The following is a 22,535-nucleotide window of genomic DNA, read 5'->3' as shown; positions in this document are numbered from 1 at the left end:
CGACGCCTCCCCCCATGTTGACCGATACCCCTGTTGCGCCTGCCGGCCTGTTTGGTTTCATCAATCCGTCCGGGCTGTACGACCCGACCGCGAACGGCTATTCCCACGTTGCCGTGGTGCGGCTGCCGGCCCGCGTGATCCACATCGCCGGGCAGGGCGGGGAAACCGCCGATGGCGCGTTGTCGCCGCGCTTCGAGGCGCAGGTCGCCCAGGCGCTGGACAACCTCAGCCTCGCGCTGGCGTCGGCCGGTGCCACCCTGGCCGACGTGGCAAAGCTGACCGTGCTGGTGGTGGATCACGATCAGGACCGGCTCGGCATCCTCTCGGATCAGATCGGCCGCCGCTGGCCCTTGGGCCGTGCGCCGACCTGCACGCTCATCCCGGTGCCGCGGCTGGCACTGGACGGCATGCTGTTCGAGATCGAGGCGACGGCGTACACCGGCTGAACGATCCGGGGCGGGCCTTCTCATGTGATATACGAAACATATATGATGTGTATATCATTTTTTTAGAGAGGCTCGCCCATGGGCATCGTCAACATCGACGACGAACTACACGACAACCTGCGCCGCGCCAGCGGCGTCTCGGGCCGCTCGATCAATGCCCAGGCGGGCTTCTGGATCAAGATCGGCATGCTGTGCGAAATGAATCCGGGTATGAGCTACCAGGAGATCGTCAGCCGTGAACTGCGCGCCGCCGGGGTCGAACCGGGCGCGTTGCGGGTGGCCGAAGCATGATCAAGACCGCTGAAGAACAGGCGCTGATGCGCGCATCGGGACGCCTGCTGGCCCAGGTGTTCGAAGCGCTGGACACGCTGCCATTGGAAGGCATGAGCACGCTGCAGGTGAACGACTGGGTCGAGCGCTTCATCGTCGATGAGCTGCAGGCGCGCCCGGCGAGCAAGGGACAGTATGGCTTCGCCTACGTGCTCAATTCGTCCATCGACAACGTGGTCTGCCATGGGGTGCCCTCGGCCGATGCCATCCTGCGCAGCGGGAGCATCGTCAACCTCGACATCACGCTGGAAAAGGGGGGGTACATCGCCGATTCCAGCAAGACCTATCTGATCGGTGAGGTCGACTACGCGGCCAAGCGGCTGGTGCGGGTGACCCGCGAGGCGATGTGGAAGGGGATCGGGGTGGTGCGCCCGGGCGCGACGCTGGGCGACATCGGTTTTGCGATCCAGCAGCATGCCAAGGCGCATGGCTACAGCGTGGTGCGCGAATTCTGCGGCCATGGCATCGGCCAGGAGATGCACGAAGAACCGCAGGTGCTGCATTACGGGCGCCGCGGCGACGGGCTCGAGCTGGAAGAGGGCATGACCTTCACCATCGAGCCGATGATCAACCAGGGCCGCGCGGCCATCGACATGAGTGAGGACGGCTGGACGGTGACCACCCGCGACGGGAAACTGTCGGCGCAGGCCGAGCACACCGTGCTGGTGACCGCCGATGGGGTGGAAGTGCTGACCCTGCGCACGGGTGAGCGGATGCCCGACTGAAGCGGGCGGCCGGGCCATGCCCGGCAGCCTCATTCGCTGCGTGTGGACACCAGTTTGAGAAACGCCTCGTTCTGATAGCGGCTCATGCGCAGCTGCTGGCCGGTGTCCATGGTCACCACGTGGTGGCCGTTGAACCACGGATGGATCGCCTTGACCCGGCGCACATTGACGATCGCCGAGCGGTGCACGCGGGCGAAGTGCCGCGGGTCCAGCCGGGCAGCGAGGGTGGCCATGGTCTCGCGCAGCTCATGCACGCGGTCGACCAGGTGGATCTCGACCGTGTTGCGCGCGGCCTTGATCCAGACGATGTCATCCACTGCCACCAGCACCACATGCTCCTCCACACGCACCGGGATGCGCTGCAGATACGCGTCACGTTGCCGCAATGCATCCAGCGCCTGCAGGATCTGCGTCGAGGCCTGCGCGCCCACCCCGCGGGCCGCCGACAGCCGCGCCTTGGCCCGCTGCAGGGTGGCGGCGAAGCGCTCGCGGCTGAACGGTTTGACCAGATAGTCCACGGCATTGGCTTCGAAGGCCTTCACGGCGTACTGCTCGTAGGCGGTGACGAACACGGTGGCCGGCATCCGCTCGGCACCGATGGTGGCGACCACGTCCAGGCCGGTGATCGCCGGCATCTGGATGTCCAGGAAGACCAGGTCCGGCGATTGGTTGCGGATGGCGTTGACCGCCGATACGCCATCGCCGCATTCGCCGACGATCTCAAGCTCAGGATCATCGCGCAGCAACCGGATGACCGCGTGCCGCGCGATCGGCTCATCATCGACCACGAGAACGGTGAGGCTCATGCCGGCGCTGTGCCCGGGAAGAATTCCGGTGCATCGTCGGCGCTCTCCAGTTCCCGGAACGGAACGCGGATGCGGCACACCACACCTTCCGGCCACATCATGTCCAGCCTCACCTCGGCGGCATCGCCGTACAGTTCCTTCAGGCGCAGGCGTGTGTTGGACATGCCGATGCCATGCCCGTCCGATGCGGCCGGCTCGACCGACAGGGTGCTGTTGCGGTTGCGCACCTCGATGCACAGCGCATCGCCGTCGCGCCGGGCCTCGATCTCGATGGTGTCGCTGCCCACGCGCTGGCCGATGCCGTGGCGCAGGGCATTCTCCACCAGCGGCTGCAGGATCAGGCTGGGCACCGCGCAGTCCAGCGTCTCCGGGCCGATGTAGGTGCGGGTGGTCAGCCGGTCCTTGAAGCGGGTGCGCTGGATGCCCAGGTACAGCTCGATCAGGTCCAGCTCCTGGCGCAGGCTGATTTCCTGGCCGTCGTAGTCCTCCAGGAACGCGCGCAGCAGCTCGCTCAGGCGCAGCAGCATGTCCTCGGCCGAGACCTTGTCCTCGTCCAGCAGGGTAATGATCGCGTGCAGCGTGTTGAACAGGAAATGCGGCTGCAGCTGCGATTTCAGCGAGCGCAACCGCGACTGCGCCAGTTCGGTGGCCAACTGGCTGGCTTCCAGTTCACGGCGGGCTTTCTCGGCGTGGAAGTGAAGGGCCTGCTGGATCGCGAACAGGGTCCAGTAGGTCAGCAGCCCGATGGCGAAGTGCTGCTCCAGGAAGTAGCCCAGCTGCTCGAAGAAACCGCTGGGCTCGAACAGGGTAGACACCAGTGCGCCCACGATCATCGCGATGACCGTCATGCACAGGCTGGCCACTACCTGCGCGCCGAGGCCGTGCAAGCGACCGGTGCCGCGCACCGGGAAGCGCTCGGCGAGGCGGAAGACCGTCGGTGCCAGCGCGGCCCACGTATACCACTGGATCAGCGACCAGCGCATGAGGTCCCACAGGGGCCATTGGCTGTTCGGCAGGCCGGCGTTGATCGAGGTCTGGACGGCGAATATGACGGCCACCGCCGTCCACACGGCGAGGTAGCGGGACAGGCGGATCCGGGTGCTGCCAAGGCGGAGGTACATGGTGGGTTCCGGGCCAGGCGTTTCTGGCGGAGGTCATCTTAGGCAGGCGGACGTGCGCACGGGAAGCGCCATGAGGCCTCATTACGATTGGTCCGCGCGTGGCGACGATTGGTCCCGGACCGGTTGCCGGGCCGCCGCCGCGACGGCGAGATGGGACGACCGGAACGCGCCCTGTGATGCAGGCGCTGCCGAGATCCCTTCCTTGCTGGAGACCGCTGCCATGACCCTGACCCGCGCCGTTGCCCTTGCCGGACTGCTCTCCACCGTGACGGTACCGCTTGCCGGCGCCGCCAACGCCCGTTATCTGACCCTCGTCAACCGTGCGCATGACAGCGTGAGTGCGGTGGAGGTCGCGCCTGCCGGCAGTGACGCGTTCGCGCCCCGTGCCCTGGTGCGCAGGCTGTCCGGGGGCGGCGATGCGGTGACGGTGGACCTGGCTGGCGAGGGCTGCCGCTACGACCTGCGCTTCACCTTCGCCAACGGCAGGACCCAGGTCTACCAGGACGTGGATGCCTGCCGCGGTAGCAGGCTTGCGATCCAGCCTTGGCCGCAGGGCCGCGCGGGCCAGGCGCGTCCTGAGCTCCGGGTGGCCGATCAGCAACGGCCGCGTTGATGGATGCGATCAGCCTTGTCCGATCAGTCGCTCGCCTCGAGGTTGGCGTTGAGGCGCACCATCAGTGACTGCAACCGCGCCATGTCGGCCGCGCTGAAGCCGGCGGTCGCTTTCGCGCTGGCCGCTTCCATGACCGCCTGTGCGGCAGGCAGCCGTTCGCGTGCCTGCGGGGTCAGCGCGATCAGCCGGCTGCGGCGGTCGTCCGGGTCCGGACGGCGCTGGATCAGCCCGTCGCGCTCCATGCGGTTGAGCAGCTGCGCCATGCTCGGCTGCTCGACACCGGCGATCCGCGCCAGTTCGCTCTGCGGCAGGGCGTTGCCATGCTTCAGTGACACCAGGACAGGGAGCTGGCTCATCGCGAAACCCAGTTCGCGCAACGGTGCATCCACGATCCTCTGGAAGCCGCGGTACGCCACGCCCAGCAGCTTGAGGGGCTTGTCGGTGGACAGCGGGGGAGATGAGGATTGACGTTCCATAGGTGGCTATCTATAAATATAGGCCCCTATGTTAATCCCGGATGCACGCCATGCCCAGCCCCCCTCGCATTGCCATCGTCGGCGGCGGCCCCGCGGGCCTGAGCCTGGCTCGGATCCTCCATACCCATGGTCTGCCGAGCACCGTCTACGAAGCAGAGCGCGATCCTGACGAACGCCCACAAGGGGGCAGCCTGGACCTGCACGCCGAGTCCGGGCTGCTGGCGCTTGAGCGTGCCGGACTCAGCGCGGCATTCGACGCGATTGCACGGCACGACGACCAGGGCGAGCGCCTCCTCGACAAGGCCGGCCACGTGCTGTTCGAAGACAACGAAGGCACCGATCGCAGCCGCCCCGAGGTCGATCGCACGGCATTGCGCGCGCTGTTGATCGATTCGCTTCCTGCCGACACCCTTCACTGGGGCCGGCGCCTGGCGGACGTACGCAGCAGCGCGGACGACCGCTGGGAGCTGCTATTCGACACGGGGGTGGAAGGACCGTTCGATCTGGTGATCGGCGCCGACGGTGCCTGGTCCAGGGTGCGCCCGTTGCTGTCGCCCTATCGGCCGCAGTACAGCGGGCTGACCTTCATCGAGTTCGGCATCGACGACATCGACCGGGCCCATCCCGGCTTGGCTGCATTGGTCGGTCGCGGCAAGGTCGGCATCGAAGGCGACGGCCGCATGATCATCGCCCAGCGCAACGGCCATTCGCACGTGCGCGGCTACGCGGTGTTCCGCGTTCCCGTCGACTGGGCGGCGACGCGGTTCGATTTCACCTCGCCCGAGGCGATGCGCACGGCACTACTGGAAGAATTTGAGGGATTCGCCGAAACGATCCGCGACCTGTTCCGGGCCAGTACCACTCGATTCGTGGCGCGCCCGATCCATGCGCTGCCGGTCGGACACCGCTGGAATCCACGTGCGGGGCTGACCCTGATCGGCGATGCGGCGCACCTGATGTCCCCGTTCGGCGGTGAGGGTGTCAACGCGGCGATGCTGGATGCCGCCGAGCTGGCCGCGCAGCTCGGTCAGGTGCCGGACTGGCAAGGCGCCGTTGCAGCCTACGAGGCGCACATGTTCGAGCGCGTCATCGAGGCTGCACAGGGCTCGGCCGAGGGCGCTGCGACCCAGCTTTCGCACCTGGGCCTGGCCCCGACGGTGGCGTTCTTCCAGGCGCAGCAGGCAGCACGACGTTCCTGAGCCGTGGGTGGGCCATGAGAGGCCTTCCGGCGCGGGGCCTTCACGCGGTGACGGCTGCGCGTTGCCGATAGTGGGTCGTCATCCTGCTTCCTGTTGCGGATCCACATGCCCCTGATTCCCGAGCGCGTCCGGCGCTGGCCCCGGCCGTGGCGCGTGGCGTTGCTCTCGCTGCTGGCGCTGTATGCGCTGTACCTGCTGGCGGGCAACGTATTCCTCAATACGCCGCTGTTCGATGCGGTGACCAACCGCAAACCTGAAAAATTCACGATGCAGACCGGCCCGGCGGTGACCTTGATGCCCGGCCAGGCGGTGGTCTGGAACATCCGCATGCGCGGCCAGGCCAATCGGACTCAGTATGTGTTCCGTGCCGATCGGGCCAGTGCATGGATCGACCTGCCGGCGTTGTTGCGCAAGGAAGTGCGCATCCCGCGTATCGACGCGACCGGGGTGGAAGCGGAGGTGGAGCGGGTCGAGAACGCCATTCCGCCGCCGCCGCGCGGCGACCGGGGTTGGACCCTGCGCTTCGATGCGATCCACAGCGACACGATCCGCAGTGGGCGCTTCGGCAAGCTGCTGATCGTGGGGCAGGGCCACGGCACGGTCGGCTTCCTCAAACAGCTCAAAGGCGGGCCGTCGGAGCTGTTCGATTCCACGGCAGGCTTCGATGACGCGCAGGTCAGTTTTGGCGGCGTCAATGTGCTCGACGATGCGCATATCGCTGCGCGCTTCCATTTCCCGCGGCACTATCGTGACGACGCGCCGGGGCTGCAGAAACTGGGCATTACCTGGGCGCAGCTGCAGATCGACGCCCGCAGTCAGGGGTTGCGCATCGATACCGGCGGCCCGCACGTGAAGGTCGGCAGTGCGGTGTCCAACGCCCGCCTCACTGCGGATGTGACGCTGGAGGAGGGCGCGCTGCGACCGGGCAGCCGGCTGGTCTGGCGCTTGCCGCTGCATGCCGGCGTGCATGCCGACGACCGCGGCCTGCTGTCGCTGCAGCTGGACGTAGCGCAGGACATGCGCGTGCAGGCGCGGCTGCCGCGCGATCCGGAGACGGGCAGTGAACTCGATGCCGATCTCCGCATTACCGGCCGGAAGATTCCGTTCCAGGCGCCGGCCGAGCTGCTGCCGCGCTTGTCCGGCAACGTCCAGGGCGCATGGCAGTTCCAGTCGCTGAACTGGATCAGCGATCTGTTCGTGAAAAAGCCTTGGTTCCATCTTGATGGGGGTGGCCTGCTTAAGGCAGACGTCATCATCGCCGACGGCGAACTCGCACCCGGTAGTACCGTGGACATCCCGCAGGTGGCGGCCGTGGCGGAGGTCGCAGGGGTTCGGATGCGTGGCGATGCCCACGCACAGGGCCGGATTGTCGAAGGAACACCCGCGCAGGCGGAACTGAAGGTGCAGATTCCCCGCTTCCAGGCCGCGCCGACCAACGCACCCAAGGCGGTGTTGTTCGATGGGCGGCAACTGGCGCTGAGCCTGCGTGGTGATGCGCGCCTGAAGCAGTTGAGTGACGGCATGCGCGCCCAGCTGCGCTTCACCGATGCGCGGGTGCCGGACCTGACCGCCTACAACCGCTACCTCGGCAACGACAACGTGCGCCTGCTTGGCGGTACCGGCCTGCTCAGTGGAGATGTCTCGCTGGATGCCTCCGGCCGGGTGGGCAAGGGCAGCGCCGATCTGCGTGGCAGCGGCGCCCGCTTGAGCGTGGCAGGCATTGCGATGCGCGGCGATGCGCAGCTGCAGGCGCGCCTGCAGCGTGCGGATTTCGACAGCCGCCAGTTCGATCTCGGCGGCACCACGGTGGAGCTGCGCAATATCCACGTCGGCGATGAAAGGAGTGACGGACGCTGGTGGGGCAAGGTGGCGATCCGCAGTGGTCACATCGATGCGGCGGCGCCATTCCAGGTGGATGGGCTGGCCGACCTGCGCCTGCGCGATGCCGGGCCGTTGCTTGGCGTGTTCGCGCAACGCAGCGAGTACCCGCGCTGGGTGCTCGGGATGCTCGACTCCGGCGAGGTACAGGCCAGTGGGCAGCTGCGCTGGCGCAGCGGCGAGCTGATCGTGGAGGACCTGCAGGCCGAGAACGAGCGGTTGTCCCTGCAGGCAAGGCTGGACTTGAGCCATGGCAAGCGCCGGGGCGATCTCTACCTGCGCTGGGGCGTGCTGGGCGCCGGCATCGAGCTGCAGGGCGAGCAGCGCAAGTGGCACCTCGCCGGTGCCCGTGACTGGTATGCGGAGCAGCCGCGGCTGCTGCCGGCCAAGTCTGCCGCTGCGAAGCAAGGCAACGGCACTCCCTGACGGGACGCATCTGTTCCCCTTGGCAGGGCGAGGCTTGGTATCCTCGCCGCGCCCACTGTCTGGTGACAGCGTGCCTTTTCGCCGTCATCGATCCCTTCATCCCATGAGCAACAGCACCCACCGCGTCCAAGGCCTCAACAACGATGAGGTGGCCGCCGACTGGCCCGCCATCAGCGACCGCGAGATCACCTGGCTCGGCGAGCGCTTCGCGCCGCTGGCCGGCGCCTGCCGGCTGCTGTGGCACAGCCCGCGGCCACTGTCCGCCGCGGCCATCGTTGAAAGTGGCGGAGAGCGGGTGTTCGTCAAACGCCACCACGGCAGTGTCCGGACGGCGGCCACCTTGGCCGAGGAACATCGCTTCATCCGGCACCTGGCCGATCACGGCGTGCCCGTGGTCGACGTGCTGGATGACCGCGATGGCGCCACGGCGGTCGAGCACGAGGGCTGGACCTACGAGCTGCACAGCGTGGGCCGTGGTCAGGATCTGTATCGCGACGCACCGTCCTGGACGCTGCTGACCGATAACGCGCAGGCGCGCGAAGCCGGGCGGATGCTGGCGACACTGCATCTGGCATCGGCGCGTTACGACGCCCCCCAGCGCAGCACCCATCTGCTGGTCGCGCGCGATGACCTGCTGCGTGCCGCCGATCCGGTCGCCGCCATCCAGGCCGATCTCGCGGATCGCCCGGGCTTGGCAGCCTATCTTGAACGGCAGGACTGGCAGGGCGATCTGCGGCGGGCGGTGCTGCCATGGCATGCCGGACTGGCCGTGCGCCTGCAGGCCGAACCGCGCCTGTGGGCGCACAACGACTGGCATGTCTCCAATCTGCTCTGGCGCCAGCAGGGCACTGCCACCGTGGTCGACACCGTGCTGGATCTCGGGCTGGCCTCACCGACCAGCGCCCTGTTCGATCTTGCGACCGCGATCGAACGCAACGCCATCGCCTGGCTGGCGCTGGAGCGCGGCGCGGAGGCGGTGCGCGCGGATATCGCGCTGGCGCTGCTGGCCGGCTACCGCGAGATCGTGCCGCTATCGGCCGAGCGCGTCCATCTGCTGGCCGATCTGCTGCCCATCGTGCAGCTCGATTTCGCGCTGTCGGAAGTGGAGTACTTCGAGGGTGTGACACGCTCGCCTGCCAATGCCGACGTGGCCTACCACACCTTCCTGCTGGGGCATGCTGACTGGTTCAGCACCGCGGCGGGGCAGGGCCTGCTGAAGGCGCTGCACGCGGCCGCCTGAGGGCAGGCTCGCAAATCCGTACGGTTTGTAGTGAAATAGTCACAGAAGCGGGGGTGCCTGGCGAAACTAGGCTGAGAGAGTCCCTTGGAACCTGATCCGGTTTGCACCGGCGTAGGGAGCTTTGAGCAGCAGGCATACCGCCGTGATGGGTCGGTGCGCGTGCGCGCCTTCGCTTCGTCTCCCCCAGCTGATGACGAATCGAATGAACCGCTGCTTCCGCCCTACGTTGTTGTCCGCCGCCCTGTGCGCCGCGCTGCCCCTTCATGCCAATGAACTCGCCGAGGCGCCCGAGCGCTCGCCGACGGAACTGGCCGCCGTGCGCGTGCAGGCGCATCAGCCGGCAGCTGCATCCACGCAGACCGGCAGCTTCGGTGCCGGTGACTGGAAGAGCACGCCGGCCTCGGTGAACGTGCTCGATCGCGATCTGCTGGACAGCCGCCAGGTGCGCACGCTGTCCGAGCTGGCCAGCAACGATGCCTCGCTGGGCGACAGCTACGCGCCGGTCGGCTACTACCAGAACATCGCGATCCGCGGCTTCCCGCTGGACACCGGCACCGGCTACCGCTTCAACGGGCTGGCCATCACCGGCGAACAGCGCCTGGCGCTGGAGAACATCCAGGCGGTGGAGATCCTCAAGGGCGAGGCCGGCCTCGCCGCTGGCGTCATGGCCCCGGGTGGGATCATCAACTACGTGGGCAAGCGCCCGGCCGAGGTCCGCAACGTCACCCTCGGCACGGATTCGGAAGGCTCGCGCTACACCGCGGTGGATCTCGGCCATTGGCTGTCGCCCCGTTTCGGGGTGCGCTTCAATGCGGCCTGGGAAGACAGCGATTCCTACATCGACCATGCCGATGGCCGCCGCAACTTCTACTCGCTGGCCACCGATTGGCTGATCGGCGAGCGTGGCAAGCTCGAAGTGGACGCCAACTACCAGACCAGCGCGCAGCGCTCGGCCTCGGGCTATCAGCTGCTGGGCGCCACCGGGCTGCCGCGCGGCGTGGACCGCAAGCACCTGCTCGGCTACCAGGCCTGGCAGCGGCCGGTCGGCATCGACAGCACCAACCTGACCGCGCTGCATACCTTCGATTTCAGTCCGAACTGGCAGTCGCGCGTGTCTGCCAGCTACAGCCGCTCGGTGATCGACGACAACGTCGCCTTCGCCTACGGCTGCTATTACGCTGCCGGCTGTGCGGACGGCAGCGTGCCGGGCAACTACTTCGCGCCGAACGGCGACTACGACATCTACGATTACCGCAGCCCGGACGATACGCGCCGCAACCTGGAATTCCGTGCCGAGCTGCGCGGCAGTTTCACCACTGGCAGCGTCGGCCACGCGCTGAGCGTGGGTGCGGACCGGTTCGAACGCACCGTGGACAAGCGCCGCAACGTCAACGAGTACGTGGGCACCGCCAACATCCATGATGCACAGGTGCCGCAGTTCGAGCCGTCGCCGCTGATGCCGGGCCCCTCCGCGCGGCGCCTGGACAGCGCGCAGACCGCGGTGTTCGCCCTGGACCGGATGAGCTTCGGCGATTGGCAGTGGCTGGCCGGCGGCCGCTTCGTGCGCCTGGACGAGCGCGCCTACGACAAGCGCGGCAACCCCGAGCGGCACAGCCGCCTGTCGCGGTTCCTGCCGCAGACCGCGCTGGTCTGGAAGGCGACCGATGAGGTCAATGCGTACGTCAGCTACGTGCGGGGCATCTCGCTCGGCCAGGAGGCGCCGTTCTGGACCTCCAATGACGGCGCGTTCCTGCCGTCCGTGCTGTCGCGCCAGACCGAAGTGGGCATCAAGTACGTGCCCAGCGATGCGCTGACGCTGGGTGCGGCGCTGTTCCGCACCGCGCAGCCGTTCCAGTACGCCAGGCCGGACGACAGCGACGCGGGCTACACCTTCGTCGAAGAAGGGCAGCAGACCCACACCGGGCTGGAACTCACCGCACAGGGGCAGCTGACCGCGCGCCTGTCGCTCACCGCCAGTGCGAGCGTCCTGCGGGCCCGCGCGCGCGATGCGGGCACGCCGGATTACGAGGGGCACCAGCTGATCAACGTGCCGAAGACGCGGGCGACCGTGCATGCGGAGTACCAGCTGCCGTTCGTGACCGGCCTGGGGCTGACCGGCGGCTGGCGCTATGCCTCCTCCAACGTGGCCACCGCCGACGGCCGCGTCAGCGCACCGGCCTACAGCGTGTTCGACGCCGGGCTGCGCTTCAAACACCGCGTGGGTGAGCATCCGGTGACCTGGAACCTCTCGGTGGACAACCTGTTCAACCGTTTCTACTGGCGTGACACCGGCAGCAGCTCGGGCGACTACTACCTGTTCCCGGGCGCGCCGCGCCAGGCCCGGCTGTCGGTCACGTTCGCGCTATGAACCCGGCCATCCTGGAATGGTCGGCCGCCATCGTCAGCATGCTCGGTGTGTGGCTGATGACGCGCCGGGTGACCCTTGCCTGGCCGGTCGGGCTGATCTCGGTGGCGCTTTATGCGCTGGTGTTCGTCGAGGCGCGCCTGTACTCGGACACGCTGCTGCAGATCGTGTTCGGTGGCTTCCTGGTCTACGGCTGGGTGCACTGGCGCGGCCAAGTCCAGGACGATGGCCGGGTCGCGATCATGCCGTTGGCGCGGGTCGCCCTGTGGCGTGATCTGGGCATCGGCGTGGTGTTCGGCCTCGCTCTTGGCGCCGCGATGCATGTCTACACCAACGCCGCGCTGCCGTGGCTGGATGCGATGCTGGCCGCGCTGAGCCTGGTCGCCCAGTGGTGGCAGGCGCGCCGGCATACGGCGGCATGGTGGCTGTGGATCCTGGTCGATGTCGTGTATGTGGGCATGTACCTGGTCAAATCCCTGCACGTGACCGCGGTGCTGTATCTGGTCTTCGTCGGGCTGGCGGTGATGGGGCTGCGCGCGTGGACGGCAGCGCGCAACGAGGCCGTGCTCCACAACGCAGCAGGGCGGCACGGATAAGTCCGCGCCGCCCTGCGTCACCTCAGGTCTGCATTCGACCCGGCGCGGTCAGAACCGCGCCGTGGCACCCACGAAGAACGTACGTGCGCCGCCGTCGTAGTTGTTGCCTTCTTCGATGGTGGAGACGTCGCCGAGATTCAGTACGCCGGCACGCACGGTCAGGTGTTCATTGACGTCGTAGCCGGTGACCAGATCCCAGGTCGTGTACGCCTTGGCGAACGTGGCGCTGGTGGAGGACACCAGCTGCTCGCCGATGTGCTGCGCGCTCAGGTTGAGCGACCAGGCGTCGGTCACCTGCCAGTCCAACGAGGTGTTGGCGGTGAGCTTGGGCACGACCAGCAGGCTGGCACCGGTGGTGCGGTTCTTCGATTCCAGCATGCGCGTGGCGTTGGTGGTCCAGGTCAGCCGCTCATGCAGCGGCACGGTGACGCTGGCTTCCACGCCGCGCGTACGGGCCTTTTCGATGTTCTCCGCCACGGTCCACCAGAAGCCGTTGACGAAGCTGCTGGTCTGCCCCGGGATATCGCGCAGGGGAACCTGCTGGATCTTGTCGTCGAAGTCGGTCAGGAAGTAGGTGGCCGACGCCAGCCAGCCGTTCTTGTCGAAGCCGACACCGATCTCATAGTTGGTGCTGGTTTCCGGCTCCAGGTTCGGATTGCCCGCCATGTAGCAGCCGGTGGTGCCATCGGCGCTGACCGAGCGGCTGTTCCAGCCTTCCACGGTGAGGGCGGTGCAGCCACGGCCGCCGGACTGGGTGGCCGCGCCGGCAGTGCCCTGCTTCAGCGTCGGTGCGCGGAAGCCCTGCGAGACACCGCCGCGAACGGTCCAGGCATCGGACGGGTGCCAGACACCGTAGACACGCGGGCTGAGGTTGTCGTCGTAGTTGTCGGTGTTGTCCCAGCGCAGGCCCACGGTGAGGATGAAACGCTCGTGCAGGGTGATGTGGTCTTCAGCGAACAGCGCCCAGGAGTCGGCTTTGCTGGTCGGGCTGATCCGGCCGGTGCCGGTCCAGGTCACCGGCACGGTGCCGATGGTGTCGCTGTTTTCCAGTTCCTCGCGCTTCCACTGGCCGCCCACGTTCAGGCTCTGCTCGAAGCCCCAGTGGAAGCTGCGGGTGAACGCGGAATCGAACACCGTCTCCTTGGAGTGGTTGCCGACGGTGCTGCCCTTGTCTTCGTAATCATTCTGGACGAGCGTGGTCTTGGAGGTGGCGGCATCGCCATAACGGCCGTCATGCTTGATCGCGTAGCCGGTCTGTACCAGCTTTGACAAGCCCCACGCGCCAACGTCACCTGCGCCACGGTTGCGCTGCTCGCCGCGCGAGGCTTCAAAGCCCAGCGTGTGATCATCGTTGATGCGCCAGTTGAGCAGGGCGTTGGCGTTCTCGGCTTTGTTGCCCGGCGTCTGATACTCGCCGCGGTCCGATTCGCGATCGGTCACGTTGGCACCGATGCGCAGGCCCAGGTTCTGCGTCAATGGACCACTGAACAGCCCGCCCATCTGCAGCGTGTTGCCCCGCGTGGAGGAATCCGGCTTGCTGTAGTTGTAGGTGACCGAGCCACCCCATTCGCTGGCGATCTTGCGGGTGATGATGTTGATCACCCCGCCCATCGCGTCTGAGCCGTACAGCGAGGACATCGGCCCGCGCACCACCTCGATGCGTTCGATCATGTCCGGCGAGAGCCAGTTCAGATCCTGCGGGCCCAGATCATCGCGGTAGTTCACGCCCGAGGAATTGCCCTGGCGGCGACCGTCGATGAGGATCAGCGTGTACTGCTCGGGCAGGCCGCGCAGGCGGATTTTCGACTGCGCGCCGGACAGCGCATAGCCACCGGTCACGCCGGGAACCGTGCTCAGCAGCTGGCCGATGCTGCTGACCGGCTTGCGTTCGATCTCCTCGCGGGTGATCACGCTGATGCTGGCCGGCGCGTCCTTGATCCACTGCTGGGCGCCGGTGGCGGTAACCACCACGGTATCCATCTGGCGGGGCGAGGCGGCCGCATCCGCAGCGGCATCGGCATGCGCCTGGGCGGTGAGTACCAGACCGATGGCGACGGCCAGCGTGGCGGCGGAACGACGGGAAACGGGGGAGGGGTGCGACATCGCGAAAATACTCCGTGGCTATGGGAGCCCGCTGGCGATGGCTGGGGACGTCCGTGTGGGGTTTCAAGAAATCTTAACAATCGTATCACGAACCATTCGCATTTGAAATGTAGTGATACATCTCCACAACCTCGGATGTCGTTAGCGTTGCGAGCTGTCGATCACGGGACACCCATGCCGGCCGCGCGAATCACTCCACCAGGGTCAATTGCCGGGCAAAGCTCGGCCGCAATGCCAGCTTGTGGGTGACACTGGTGATCGTGCGGCGCGGATCGGTCGGGTGCGGCCGGGAGGCGGTGCTGCTCCTGCCTTGGCGCCACAACCCGAACATCACGATCTCCGCCCCTACCGGGAAGGACTTCAGCCACGTGGCATCGGGGTGCCCGACGCTGACTTCGTAGAAATCCCGGCGATCGGTCACACCGGTGTGCTGATACTTCGGAGCACAGTTGAGGAAGGTGACGCCATGGGGGTCACCGGGCTGCGGCGTGCGATGCGACCGCACGGTCCCGAGCAGCGCCATCGGCAGCTCGCTCGATGCTGAGCCAAGGCGTTCCCATGCCGCGTCGTAGCGGTCCTGCCAGTAGACGAAATTCGTCCAATCCACCCGCTTCTTGCCCAGGCGCAGGGTCAGCTGCGCGGCCAGCAGCGTGTCGTCCTCGCACATCGCCTGCAGCGTAAGCAGGTCGGTGAGGGTGCGCAGGTAACCGTCGAGCGGTGCGTCTGCCGGGAGAAGTGCCGGCCCCGCGCTGCCGCGTTTCAGGGCCTGCTGGAGGATCAGCAGGCGAAGCTCGTGCTTCCCATCATCCAGCGTCGGCAGGAACTCGGGATCGCCACCGGCGGCAAGCAGGGCCTGCAGATGAGAGGGCGCGTTGTAGCGACACCCGGGCAGATGCCCGGTGCCCTTGTTCAGGGCGAGGTAGGCGGGGAAATGGAGGGGCGGGGCGCGATCCACGCCGGGCCTGCTGTGCTCGGGAACGAATCTCACCGGCACGTTGCACCCATCGCACAGCAGGGTCGGCAGGGTCTGTTGCGCGTCATGACGCTTCTGCAGGTCGCCCACCCGGTGCAGGGTGCCGTGCGTGCCCACTGCCTTGCGCATCTTGATTCCGCGACTCATCTGCAACCACTGCTTCGTTCAATGGCGACCATCATAGTCGCTTCGATCAGTCGCCCTGTGTCGCGAAGCGCAGCCGGTTGTGGTCGGGGTCGATCACCATCATTTCGCGCCCGCCCCACGGCACGTCTGCCGGCGGTCGGAAGACCGGCGCGCCGGCCGCAACGAACGCGGCATGCAATGCGTCCACGTCAGGCACATGAAAGTACACGGCGCCCCCCGGCTCGCAATCGCCGGTGTGTTCGCTGAGGAACATCTGCTGGCCCTCACGGCTGATCTGCACGAACAGCGGCAGGTCCGGTGCGAAGCGGTGTTCCCAGTCGATCGCGAACCCGAGCCGCTGGTAGAACGGCACGCTGATCGCGGCATCGGTCATGCGCAGTTGCGGAATGACGGTCTGCGGCATGGGTGCGGCCTCAGCCTGGATAGGACGGGAAGCGCTGATCGGGGTGAGTTTTCTTCCATTCGGTATGCGCGACCGTGCCTTCCCAGGACAGGAAAGCGTTCGGTACGCGCCCGCGGCCCGACCAGGTGGCGCCGCTGTGCGGCAACCAGAAACGGGGCGGCAGATCTTCCTTCGGGGCCTTGGCGGCCTTGGGGGCTTTCTCGCGCTTGGCCGCAGGCGCGGTGTCCAGCAGCGCCCGGATCCTGCGCTGCTGCTCGGGGCTGAAATCGGCGTAGCTGGTGGTCAACAGGAGCGTGACACGCTCATAGGCTTCCCGGGTGGCTGCTTTCAGCAGTGCCTGCTCGTCCATTCCAGATCGCGCGACCGCCGCTGCCAGTGTGGCGTTCATCGTTGCTGCGGAAGGGGCGGTGGAGGGCGTACGGGGCATGGGATTCCAGAGAAGGAGGGACTGACGGAGGGCACGATAGCAAATGCGTATGTGAAGCGGCCGATGGTGGTGTCCGGCGTGCCTACGCCAACCTGAACAGGGGTCGGTTCATCTGCAGGTACGCAATGTTCCGGCAACCTTCGGCGACCAGATTCGATTCAACACCGTTCCCTTGGAGGATCCAACCATGCTCACCTCGACCGTTTTCAGCTTCCGTGGCCTGGCTCTGGCAGTGGCACTGACCGCTGGCGTGACCGCCGCGGGCAATGCGGATGCGATGTCGCGCAAGGACAAGAACACGCTGGTCGGTGCCGTCGTGGGGGGCGTGGCCGGGCACGTGCTGTCCAACGGAGATCCGCTGATGACCGCCGGTGGCGCGGTGGCAGGCGGGGCCATCGGCAACGTGACCACGAAGGATCGCCGGGACAACCGTAATCATCGCTACGACCGCGATCGTCGCTATGACCGCGACCACCGCTACGAGCGGAGCAGTCGCCATGACCGCCGACATGACCAGCGTCGCTGGAACCAGGACCGCCGCAACCACAATCGCGGCTGGCGCTGATCCCCGCCGCGTTCCCGTTCCCGGCGCGCTAGGCCTGCGCGTCGGGGTCTGGGGCACCCGCCGCCTGGCGGCGCGAGCGCGCGGCGAAGTAACGGGTGGGCGAAAGCCCCAGCGCCTTCTTGAACATGGTGATGAAGGCCGTGACGGACTCGTAGCCCAGGCCTTCGGATACCCGCTGTACCGGGGCGCCGGCAGCGAGCTCCCGCACCGCGATCAGCAGTTGGAGCTGCTGCCGCCATTTTCCGAACGACAGGCCGGTCTCGCTGGCGATCAGGCGCGTCAGCGTGCGCTCGCCCAGCGCAAGGCGCTTGGCCCATTCGGTGATCGTGCCGCGGTCTTCCGGATGTGCTGAAAGGGCAGCGGCGAGTGCCCGGATTTTCGGATGATGACTCACCGGCAGGTACAGCCGTTCGGTCGGCACCTGCACCAGTTCTTCCAGCAGCACGCGGGCAAGGCGATCGGTCGGCCCATCGCGCGGGTAGTCGAACGGGGCGTCGGCCAGATGCAGGATCATCTCGCGCACCATCGGTGAAATCGTCAGCGTCACGCAATGCTGTGGCAGATCCACCACGCCGGGCTCCACGAACAAGTAACAGAGCCGCGCGTTCGCCGTGGCACGGTTGCTGTGCGGCATGCCACCGGGAATCCATACCCCGCATTGTGGCGGGACGATCCACAATGCGTGTTCCACCTCACAGGTGACGGCCCCATGCAGGGCCAGGATCAGCTGACCTTTGCGATGATCGTGGACCGGGATCTCCGCCGCGTGCTCGGTTACCTGCAGGCGCTTGGCCACGGCGGGCCGATCCGTCACATCCGGGTCGATGTCGAAGCCGGCGATGGAAACGGGAGGCATTATCGTGACCGGATTTAGCGATTGAGTGGCATTGTAGCGAGATTCGATCACCCGGGTCGGTGCCTACGATGTGCGCCATGCACCCGTCGCCCCCTCCCGTTCGCCGCACCGTTCTGGCCCGGCCGCTTGCACTGCTGACGTCGCCCGCGCTCAGGGCCGACCAGGAAGCCGCACTGTTCTCGCTGAAATGCCTGGTCGCCGCAGTACTTGGCCTGTACCTGTCTTTGTGGATCGGCCTGACCCGTCCCTTCTGGGTGATCGGGACCGTCTATCTCGTCTCGCAACCGATGTCCGGTGCCACCCTCAGCCGCGGCCTGTTCCGGCTGCTGGGTACGCTGGGCGGTGCGGCAGCCACGGTGCTGCTGGTGCCACGCTTCGCCAACGAACCCCTGGTGCTGAGCGTGGTGCTGGCGGCCTGGATGGGGTTGTGCCTGTATCTGGCCATGCTGGACCGCACGCCGCGTGCCTACGCTTTTCTGCTTGCCGGCTATACGACCAGCCTGATCGGGTTCCCCAGTGTGATGGCGCCCGAGGCGGTCTTCAGCGTCGCCGTCATGCGGGTGCAGGAAATCTCCCTCGGCATTCTTGCTGCCACGCTGGTGCACGCGCTGCTCCTGCCGCGTCCGGTCTCGCGGCGGGTCAAGGTCCGCGTTGCCGCGATCCTGGCCGACGCCGAGCGCTGGACCCGCGACATGCGCGCCGGCGCGACCGAGGCCGTGCTTGCCGAAGACCGCGCCAAGGTCGCGGTGGACCTGCTTGAGCTGCACACGTTGGCGGTCCACCTTCGGTTCGACAGCGCCTACGGCGTCACCGAGGCACAGGTGCTGCGGGCGCTGCATGACCGCATGCTCGACGTGCTGGTGCTGTCCAGCGGCGTAGAGGACGCGATGGCAGCGCTGCGTGCACCAGCACGCGGGTGTCCGGCCGCCCGCGGCTCGGCGCACGACACGGCGGACGTGGAGGAGGCGGCCGGCGTGGACAGCTGGCAGGCGCTGCTGTCAGCGGGCCTGGCCGCGGATCTTGCCGGGCTGGATGTCGCGCATCGCGACTGCCGCCTGCTGGAACACCAGCTGGGTCGCGACGATCCGCACTGGCGCCGGCAGGTGCCCGCCCGTCTCGCAGGCGAGGCGCGTGGCCATGTCCTGCACCGGGACCATCGGCTCGCCCTGCGCAGCGCGCTTGGCGCCTTCATCGGCATCGTGCTGAGTTGCGTGGTGTGGATCGCGACGGGCTGGTCCGACGGCGCGACCGCCGTCTCCATCATCGGCACCGCGTGTGTGCTGTTCGGTACCACCGAGGCGCCCGCGGGCCATGTCATGCGCTATCTGGCCGGTTCGGCCATCGGCGTGGCGGTCGGCCTGGTCTACGGACTGGCGATCCTTCCTGGCATGTCCGGCTTTGTCGGTCTGGCCGTGGCGCTGGCGCCGGCCCTGCTGCTCAGCGGCGCCTTTCTGGCTCGGCCGGCGTTCACCCTGGCCGCACTTGGTGTGGTGCTGACCTTTCCGCTCGTTGCAGGCCTGGGCGCCACCAATGCATGGGATTTCGTGGCCGCCGTCAACAGCAGCGTGGCGCTGCTGGTGGGTGTGGGCGTCGCGTTGTGCAGCATGCTGTTGTTCCAGACCTTGGATACCCATCGCAGCCGCCGCAGGTTGCAGGCCGCGCTCCGGCACGATGTCGCGCGGCGGATGCGCGGTGGCGTGAGTGACGTCGCCGGCTGGACGAGCCGCATGGTGGACCGCCTGGGTCTGCTGGCACCTCGGCTGCGCGGACAGCCAGGCGCCGGCCAGTGCCTGCGCGCGGGCTTTGCCGCGCTGCGTGCGGCCGATGTGGTTGCCGAGCTTCGCTGCCTGGGCAGCCGTTCGCACGCGCCAACCATCCGCCGCTGTCATGCAGCGCTGATCGACGCGGTGATCGATCACTGCCAGCGCGACACGCTCCAGCGCCATGCCCCGGATACGCACCTGCTGGACTGCCTTGATCGTGCCCGGGGAGCGGTGCTGGCGGGGGATGAGCCAGAGCGCACGCGCCTGCTGTTGCTGCTCGCCGCACTCCGCCGCGACGTGCTGGCACCCCTGACCGCGCACGGAGACTGATGCGATGTTGCCCGACGTTTCCGTTGATGGCGTTTTCATCCCCGGCCTGATGGCCGTGGCCCTTGCTGCGCTGGCGCTGTCGTTGATGGCGTCGCGGCTGCTGGCGCGGCTCGGGCTGTACCGGCTGTTTGCCTGTCGCCCGCTGGTCGGCCTGTCCCTGTTCGTCATCCTGGCCGAATGGTTGATCCAGTTCGTGCCCCTGCTTGAGAAATGAAATGAAGCACACGCTCGTTCTTCTTGGCCGTTGGAGCGCTACGCTCTGCCTGGTCTCCCTCGCCGTGATCGCGGTTCTGTCGCTGTGGAACCGATACGAACGGCATCCCTGGACGCGCGATGGTCGCGTCCGCGCGGATGTCGTCCGGGTCGCCTCCGACCAGGGCGGGCTGGTCACCCAAGTGCTGGTGCAGGACAACCAGCGGGTTAGGGCAGGGCAGTTGCTGCTGGTACTGGACCAGCCGCGTTTCGCCGCCGCGCTGGAAACGGCCGACGCACGGCTGCGCAGCGCCCAGGCCACGCTTGCGCTGGCGCGCCGCGAATCGGCACGGGACGGTGCCCTGGGCAACCTGGTCGCCTCCGAGACACGGGAGCGCAACGCCGCCAAGGTCGACACCGAACTGGCCGGCCTGGCCGAAGCGCAGGCCGAGCGACGGGTGGCACGGCTGAATGTCCAACGAACCGAAGTGCGTGCCACTGCCGATGGCATCGTGACCAACCTGGACCTGCACCCCGGCGACTTCCTGCCGCCGGGCACCCAGGCCATGGCCCTGATCGCCACCCGCAGCCTGCGGATCGAGGGCTACTTCGAAGAAACCAAGCTTGCCTGCATCACCGAGGGCGATCACGCGACAGCGCGCCTGATGGGCGACACCCGTGACGTGCACGGCCACGTCGAGAGCATTGCTGCCGGCATCGCCGATGACCAGCGCTCGAACACCCACAACCTGCTGCCCGCGGTGGCGCCGACGTATGCGTGGGTGCGGCTGGCGCAGCGCATCCCCGTGCGCATCCGGATCGACGACATCCCGCCCGATACCCGCCTGATCATCGGCAGGACGGCCAGCGTCACCATCACCCCGACGGTACGGGGCGCCTGCAAATGAGGGCGCACCTTCGGCGTGTGGGCGCGATCAGTGCGATGCTGTGGTTGTCCGGCTGCGTATCGGGTCCGGATTACCGTGTTCCGGCCACTGCCATGGCGGTGGCGCCCGATGCCCAGGGTCGCTTCGCTTCAAGCAGAGCGCCAACGTATACGCAGGCCGAGCCGCCAGACCATTGGTGGCAGCTGTACCAGGACGCGCAGCTGGAGGCCTACGTGGCCGAAGCGCTGCGGGCCAACACGGACCTGCGCGCGGCCGATGCCAATCTTCGGCGTGCCTCGGCGGTGGTGCTGGAGCATCAGGCGCAAGGCACCTTGCGCACCGACACTGCGGCATCAGGCACGCTCACGCATGCGGGCGGCTACACGCTGCCCTCGGGCTCGCTGCCGCAGGCCTATGCGCTCGGCATCACGCTGTCGTATCCATTGGATCTGGCCGGCGGCATCCGCCGCGGCATCGAAGCGGCCAGCGCCGATGCCGAAGCCGTCGCAGCGGCCCGTGACCACGTCAGGGTGACGGTCGCGGCGGCGGTGACCCGCGCCTACGTCGGCGCCTGCGCCGCCAATCAGACGCTGGCAGCGACCCAGCGTGTGCTGTCGACCCAGCGCGACACGCTGGATGCGACCCGCCGGCTTGCCGCCGGTGGGCGCGGCACGGAGTTCGACGTGACCCGTGCCAGCGCCGCGGTCAACCGGAGTGCGGCGGCCGTTCCGCAGCTGATCGCCGAACGTCAGCGTGCAGTGGCTGAGCTGGGTGCGCTGATGGGCCGGGTGCCGTCCCATTATCCGCAGGAGGTCAGCGCCTGCGCGCGACCGCCCCGGCTGGATCGGCCCCTGCCGGTGGGCAACGGGTGGCAGCTGATCCAGCGGCGTCCGGACATCCGTGCGGCAGAACGCAGCCTAGCCGCTGCGACGGCCACCATTGGCGTGGAGACCGCCGAGCTGTATCCGCAGGTCAACCTCGGCGCCTCGGCCGGCATCGCGAATGCCCCCCGGCGCCTGCTTGCCAGCGAGAGCGTCGGTGCCAGCGTCGGGCCGCTGCTGTCATGGCGCTGGCCGAACCGGCGCGCAGTGAAGGCCCGGATCGCTGCGGCCAATGCGCGTGCGGAGGCGGCGTTGGCCTCCTTCGATGGCGCCGTGGTGCAGGCGCTGCAGCAGACAGACACCGCGCTGTCCACTTACTCGCAGGCGCTCGATCGCGAGGCCAGCCTGGCCCGAGCGCGTGAGGACGCCGCCCATGCCAGTGCGCAGGCCGGGCAGCTGTACCGGTTCGGCCGAATCGGTTTCATCGACGTGCTCTCGGCAGAGGCGGCGCTGGCGGATGCGGAATCCGCATTGGCGTCCTCGCAGGCACAGCTGATTGACCGCCAGGTGGACCTGTTCCTGGCCCTGGGGGGCGGTTGGTCGCCGTCCGGCCCGGGCGACGATGCGGAAGCGGGGGCGGCGCAGCGCGCCCCGTGAGCGCAGGCAGGAGGTCGGCCTCATGGCGTCACTGCCCGCCTCGGGTTACCTTCCGGAGCTGGTGCAGCGTGGGTACGTCCAGGGAGAGGTGCGGAAATGATGGCAGGGATGTCCACAATGAAGCGGACAAGGCCACCGCGGCGTCCTGCACGCGGTCACCGCGTTGCTGTCGCCGTCGCAGCCGTCATCG

Annotated in this window: 22 protein-coding genes and 1 riboswitch; of the genes, 14 read left to right on the top strand and 8 right to left on the bottom strand. The window is 67.6% G+C overall.

Features of this window, described 5'->3' with window-relative positions:
* Nucleotides 1-14 precede the first annotated feature (14 nt).
* The 3 genes from ACTT2I_RS09615 (at nt 15) to map (ending at nt 1,501) form a co-directional block, all read left to right on the top strand.
* Nucleotides 15-446 carry a RidA family protein gene (locus ACTT2I_RS09615; RefSeq protein WP_088433420.1) on the top strand — a complete coding sequence of 144 codons (432 nt, stop codon included), beginning with the start codon at nt 15-17 and terminating at the stop codon, nt 444-446.
* A 78-nt stretch (nt 447-524) separates the two neighbouring features.
* Nucleotides 525-737: a ParD-like family protein gene (locus ACTT2I_RS09610; RefSeq protein WP_088433419.1), complete on the top strand. Its 213-nt coding sequence runs from the start codon at nt 525-527 to the stop codon at nt 735-737.
* On the top strand, nt 734-1,501 hold the full coding sequence (gene map / locus ACTT2I_RS09605; protein ID WP_088433418.1) for a type I methionyl aminopeptidase: 768 nt from the start codon (nt 734-736) through the stop codon (nt 1,499-1,501). Before ACTT2I_RS09610 ends, map begins: the two co-directional genes overlap by 4 nt.
* Before the next feature lie 29 nt (nt 1,502-1,530).
* Here the strand turns inward: map and ACTT2I_RS09600 are convergent, their stop codons facing one another.
* Together ACTT2I_RS09600 and ACTT2I_RS09595 are read right to left on the bottom strand one after the other, a co-directional pair.
* Complete coding sequence (locus ACTT2I_RS09600) at nt 1,531-2,307, bottom strand: LytR/AlgR family response regulator transcription factor (protein ID WP_421099809.1); 777 nt, start codon at nt 2,305-2,307, stop codon at nt 1,531-1,533.
* Nucleotides 2,304-3,428 carry a sensor histidine kinase gene (locus tag ACTT2I_RS09595; RefSeq protein WP_421099810.1) on the bottom strand — a complete coding sequence of 375 codons (1,125 nt, stop codon included), beginning with the start codon at nt 3,426-3,428 and terminating at the stop codon, nt 2,304-2,306. Before ACTT2I_RS09595 ends, ACTT2I_RS09600 begins: the two co-directional genes overlap by 4 nt.
* Nucleotides 3,429-3,648: 220 nt before the next feature.
* Here ACTT2I_RS09595 and ACTT2I_RS09590 point away from each other — a divergent pair, with 220 nt between their 5' ends.
* Nucleotides 3,649-4,041 carry a hypothetical protein gene (locus tag ACTT2I_RS09590; RefSeq protein ID WP_421099811.1) on the top strand — a complete coding sequence of 131 codons (393 nt, stop codon included), beginning with the start codon at nt 3,649-3,651 and terminating at the stop codon, nt 4,039-4,041.
* A gap of 23 nt (nt 4,042-4,064) precedes the next feature.
* On the opposite strand, the gene ACTT2I_RS09585 is transcribed toward ACTT2I_RS09590, so the two are convergent.
* On the bottom strand, nt 4,065-4,517 hold the full coding sequence (locus ACTT2I_RS09585) for a MarR family winged helix-turn-helix transcriptional regulator (protein WP_421099812.1): 453 nt from the start codon (nt 4,515-4,517) through the stop codon (nt 4,065-4,067).
* Between the two features lie 50 nt (nt 4,518-4,567).
* Between ACTT2I_RS09585 and ACTT2I_RS09580 the strand changes: the two genes are divergently transcribed.
* From ACTT2I_RS09580 to pnuC, 5 genes are all read left to right on the top strand, one after another.
* On the top strand, nt 4,568-5,716 hold the full coding sequence (locus ACTT2I_RS09580; RefSeq protein ID WP_421099813.1) for an FAD-dependent oxidoreductase: 1,149 nt from the start codon (nt 4,568-4,570) through the stop codon (nt 5,714-5,716).
* A gap of 105 nt (nt 5,717-5,821) precedes the next feature.
* Entirely contained in the window at nt 5,822-8,020 is a 2,199-nt protein-coding gene (locus ACTT2I_RS09575; RefSeq protein ID WP_421099814.1) for a hypothetical protein, read from the top strand.
* Nucleotides 8,021-8,123: 103 nt separating this feature from the next.
* On the top strand, nt 8,124-9,260 hold the full coding sequence (locus ACTT2I_RS09570) for a phosphotransferase enzyme family protein (protein WP_421099815.1): 1,137 nt from the start codon (nt 8,124-8,126) through the stop codon (nt 9,258-9,260).
* A 39-nt stretch (nt 9,261-9,299) separates the two neighbouring features.
* Nucleotides 9,300-9,395: riboswitch (TPP riboswitch) on the top strand.
* A 67-nt stretch (nt 9,396-9,462) separates the two neighbouring features.
* Nucleotides 9,463-11,628 (top strand): TonB-dependent receptor, encoded by a 2,166-nt coding sequence (locus ACTT2I_RS09565; protein WP_421099816.1) that lies wholly within the window; start codon nt 9,463-9,465, stop codon nt 11,626-11,628.
* Nucleotides 11,625-12,221, top strand: coding sequence for a nicotinamide riboside transporter PnuC (gene pnuC / locus ACTT2I_RS09560; protein WP_443096837.1), 597 nt, complete (start codon nt 11,625-11,627; stop codon nt 12,219-12,221). The genes ACTT2I_RS09565 and pnuC overlap by 4 nt, the downstream gene beginning before the upstream one ends.
* Nucleotides 12,222-12,269: 48 nt before the next feature.
* Here pnuC and ACTT2I_RS09555 read toward each other — a convergent pair whose 3' ends face one another.
* The 4 genes from ACTT2I_RS09555 to ACTT2I_RS09540 form a co-directional block, all read right to left on the bottom strand.
* Nucleotides 12,270-14,324, bottom strand: a complete 2,055-nt coding sequence (locus tag ACTT2I_RS09555) for a TonB-dependent receptor domain-containing protein (RefSeq protein ID WP_421099817.1) — start codon at nt 14,322-14,324, stop codon at nt 12,270-12,272.
* A gap of 190 nt (nt 14,325-14,514) precedes the next feature.
* Nucleotides 14,515-15,444, bottom strand: coding sequence for a hypothetical protein (locus ACTT2I_RS09550; RefSeq protein WP_421099818.1), 930 nt, complete (start codon nt 15,442-15,444; stop codon nt 14,515-14,517).
* Between the two features lie 46 nt (nt 15,445-15,490).
* Complete coding sequence (locus ACTT2I_RS09545; RefSeq protein WP_421099819.1) at nt 15,491-15,847, bottom strand: bleomycin resistance protein; 357 nt, start codon at nt 15,845-15,847, stop codon at nt 15,491-15,493.
* 10 nt (nt 15,848-15,857) lie between these two features.
* Nucleotides 15,858-16,274, bottom strand: a complete 417-nt coding sequence (locus tag ACTT2I_RS09540) for a hypothetical protein (protein WP_421099820.1) — start codon at nt 16,272-16,274, stop codon at nt 15,858-15,860.
* A 187-nt stretch (nt 16,275-16,461) separates the two neighbouring features.
* Here ACTT2I_RS09540 and ACTT2I_RS09535 point away from each other — a divergent pair, with 187 nt between their 5' ends.
* Complete coding sequence (locus ACTT2I_RS09535) at nt 16,462-16,839, top strand: hypothetical protein (protein WP_421099821.1); 378 nt, start codon at nt 16,462-16,464, stop codon at nt 16,837-16,839.
* 28 nt (nt 16,840-16,867) lie between these two features.
* On the opposite strand, the gene ACTT2I_RS09530 is transcribed toward ACTT2I_RS09535, so the two are convergent.
* A complete protein-coding gene (locus tag ACTT2I_RS09530; RefSeq protein WP_421099992.1) occupies nt 16,868-17,695 on the bottom strand; it encodes an AraC family transcriptional regulator in 828 nt (275 codons plus the stop codon).
* Nucleotides 17,696-17,772: 77 nt separating this feature from the next.
* Between ACTT2I_RS09530 and ACTT2I_RS09525 the strand changes: the two genes are divergently transcribed.
* Genes ACTT2I_RS09525 through ACTT2I_RS09510 form a run of 4 tightly spaced genes read left to right on the top strand, consistent with a single transcriptional unit; the run spans nt 17,773 to nt 22,345 of the window.
* On the top strand, nt 17,773-19,788 hold the full coding sequence (locus ACTT2I_RS09525; protein ID WP_421099822.1) for an FUSC family protein: 2,016 nt from the start codon (nt 17,773-17,775) through the stop codon (nt 19,786-19,788).
* Nucleotides 19,789-19,792: 4 nt separating this feature from the next.
* Complete coding sequence (locus tag ACTT2I_RS09520; protein WP_088433403.1) at nt 19,793-20,002, top strand: DUF1656 domain-containing protein; 210 nt, start codon at nt 19,793-19,795, stop codon at nt 20,000-20,002.
* Nucleotide 20,003: 1 nt separating this feature from the next.
* Entirely contained in the window at nt 20,004-20,888 is an 885-nt protein-coding gene (locus ACTT2I_RS09515) for an HlyD family efflux transporter periplasmic adaptor subunit (protein WP_421099823.1), read from the top strand.
* Nucleotides 20,885-22,345: an efflux transporter outer membrane subunit gene (locus ACTT2I_RS09510; RefSeq protein ID WP_421099824.1), complete on the top strand. Its 1,461-nt coding sequence runs from the start codon at nt 20,885-20,887 to the stop codon at nt 22,343-22,345. Before ACTT2I_RS09515 ends, ACTT2I_RS09510 begins: the two co-directional genes overlap by 4 nt.
* Nucleotides 22,346-22,535: the final 190 nt, after the last annotated feature.

Source organism: Stenotrophomonas sp. PUT21 (assembly GCF_052232875.1).
Taxonomy (GTDB): Bacteria; Pseudomonadota; Gammaproteobacteria; order Xanthomonadales; family Xanthomonadaceae; genus Stenotrophomonas; species Stenotrophomonas maltophilia_N.
This window is presented reverse-complemented; position numbering and strand designations above follow the sequence as displayed.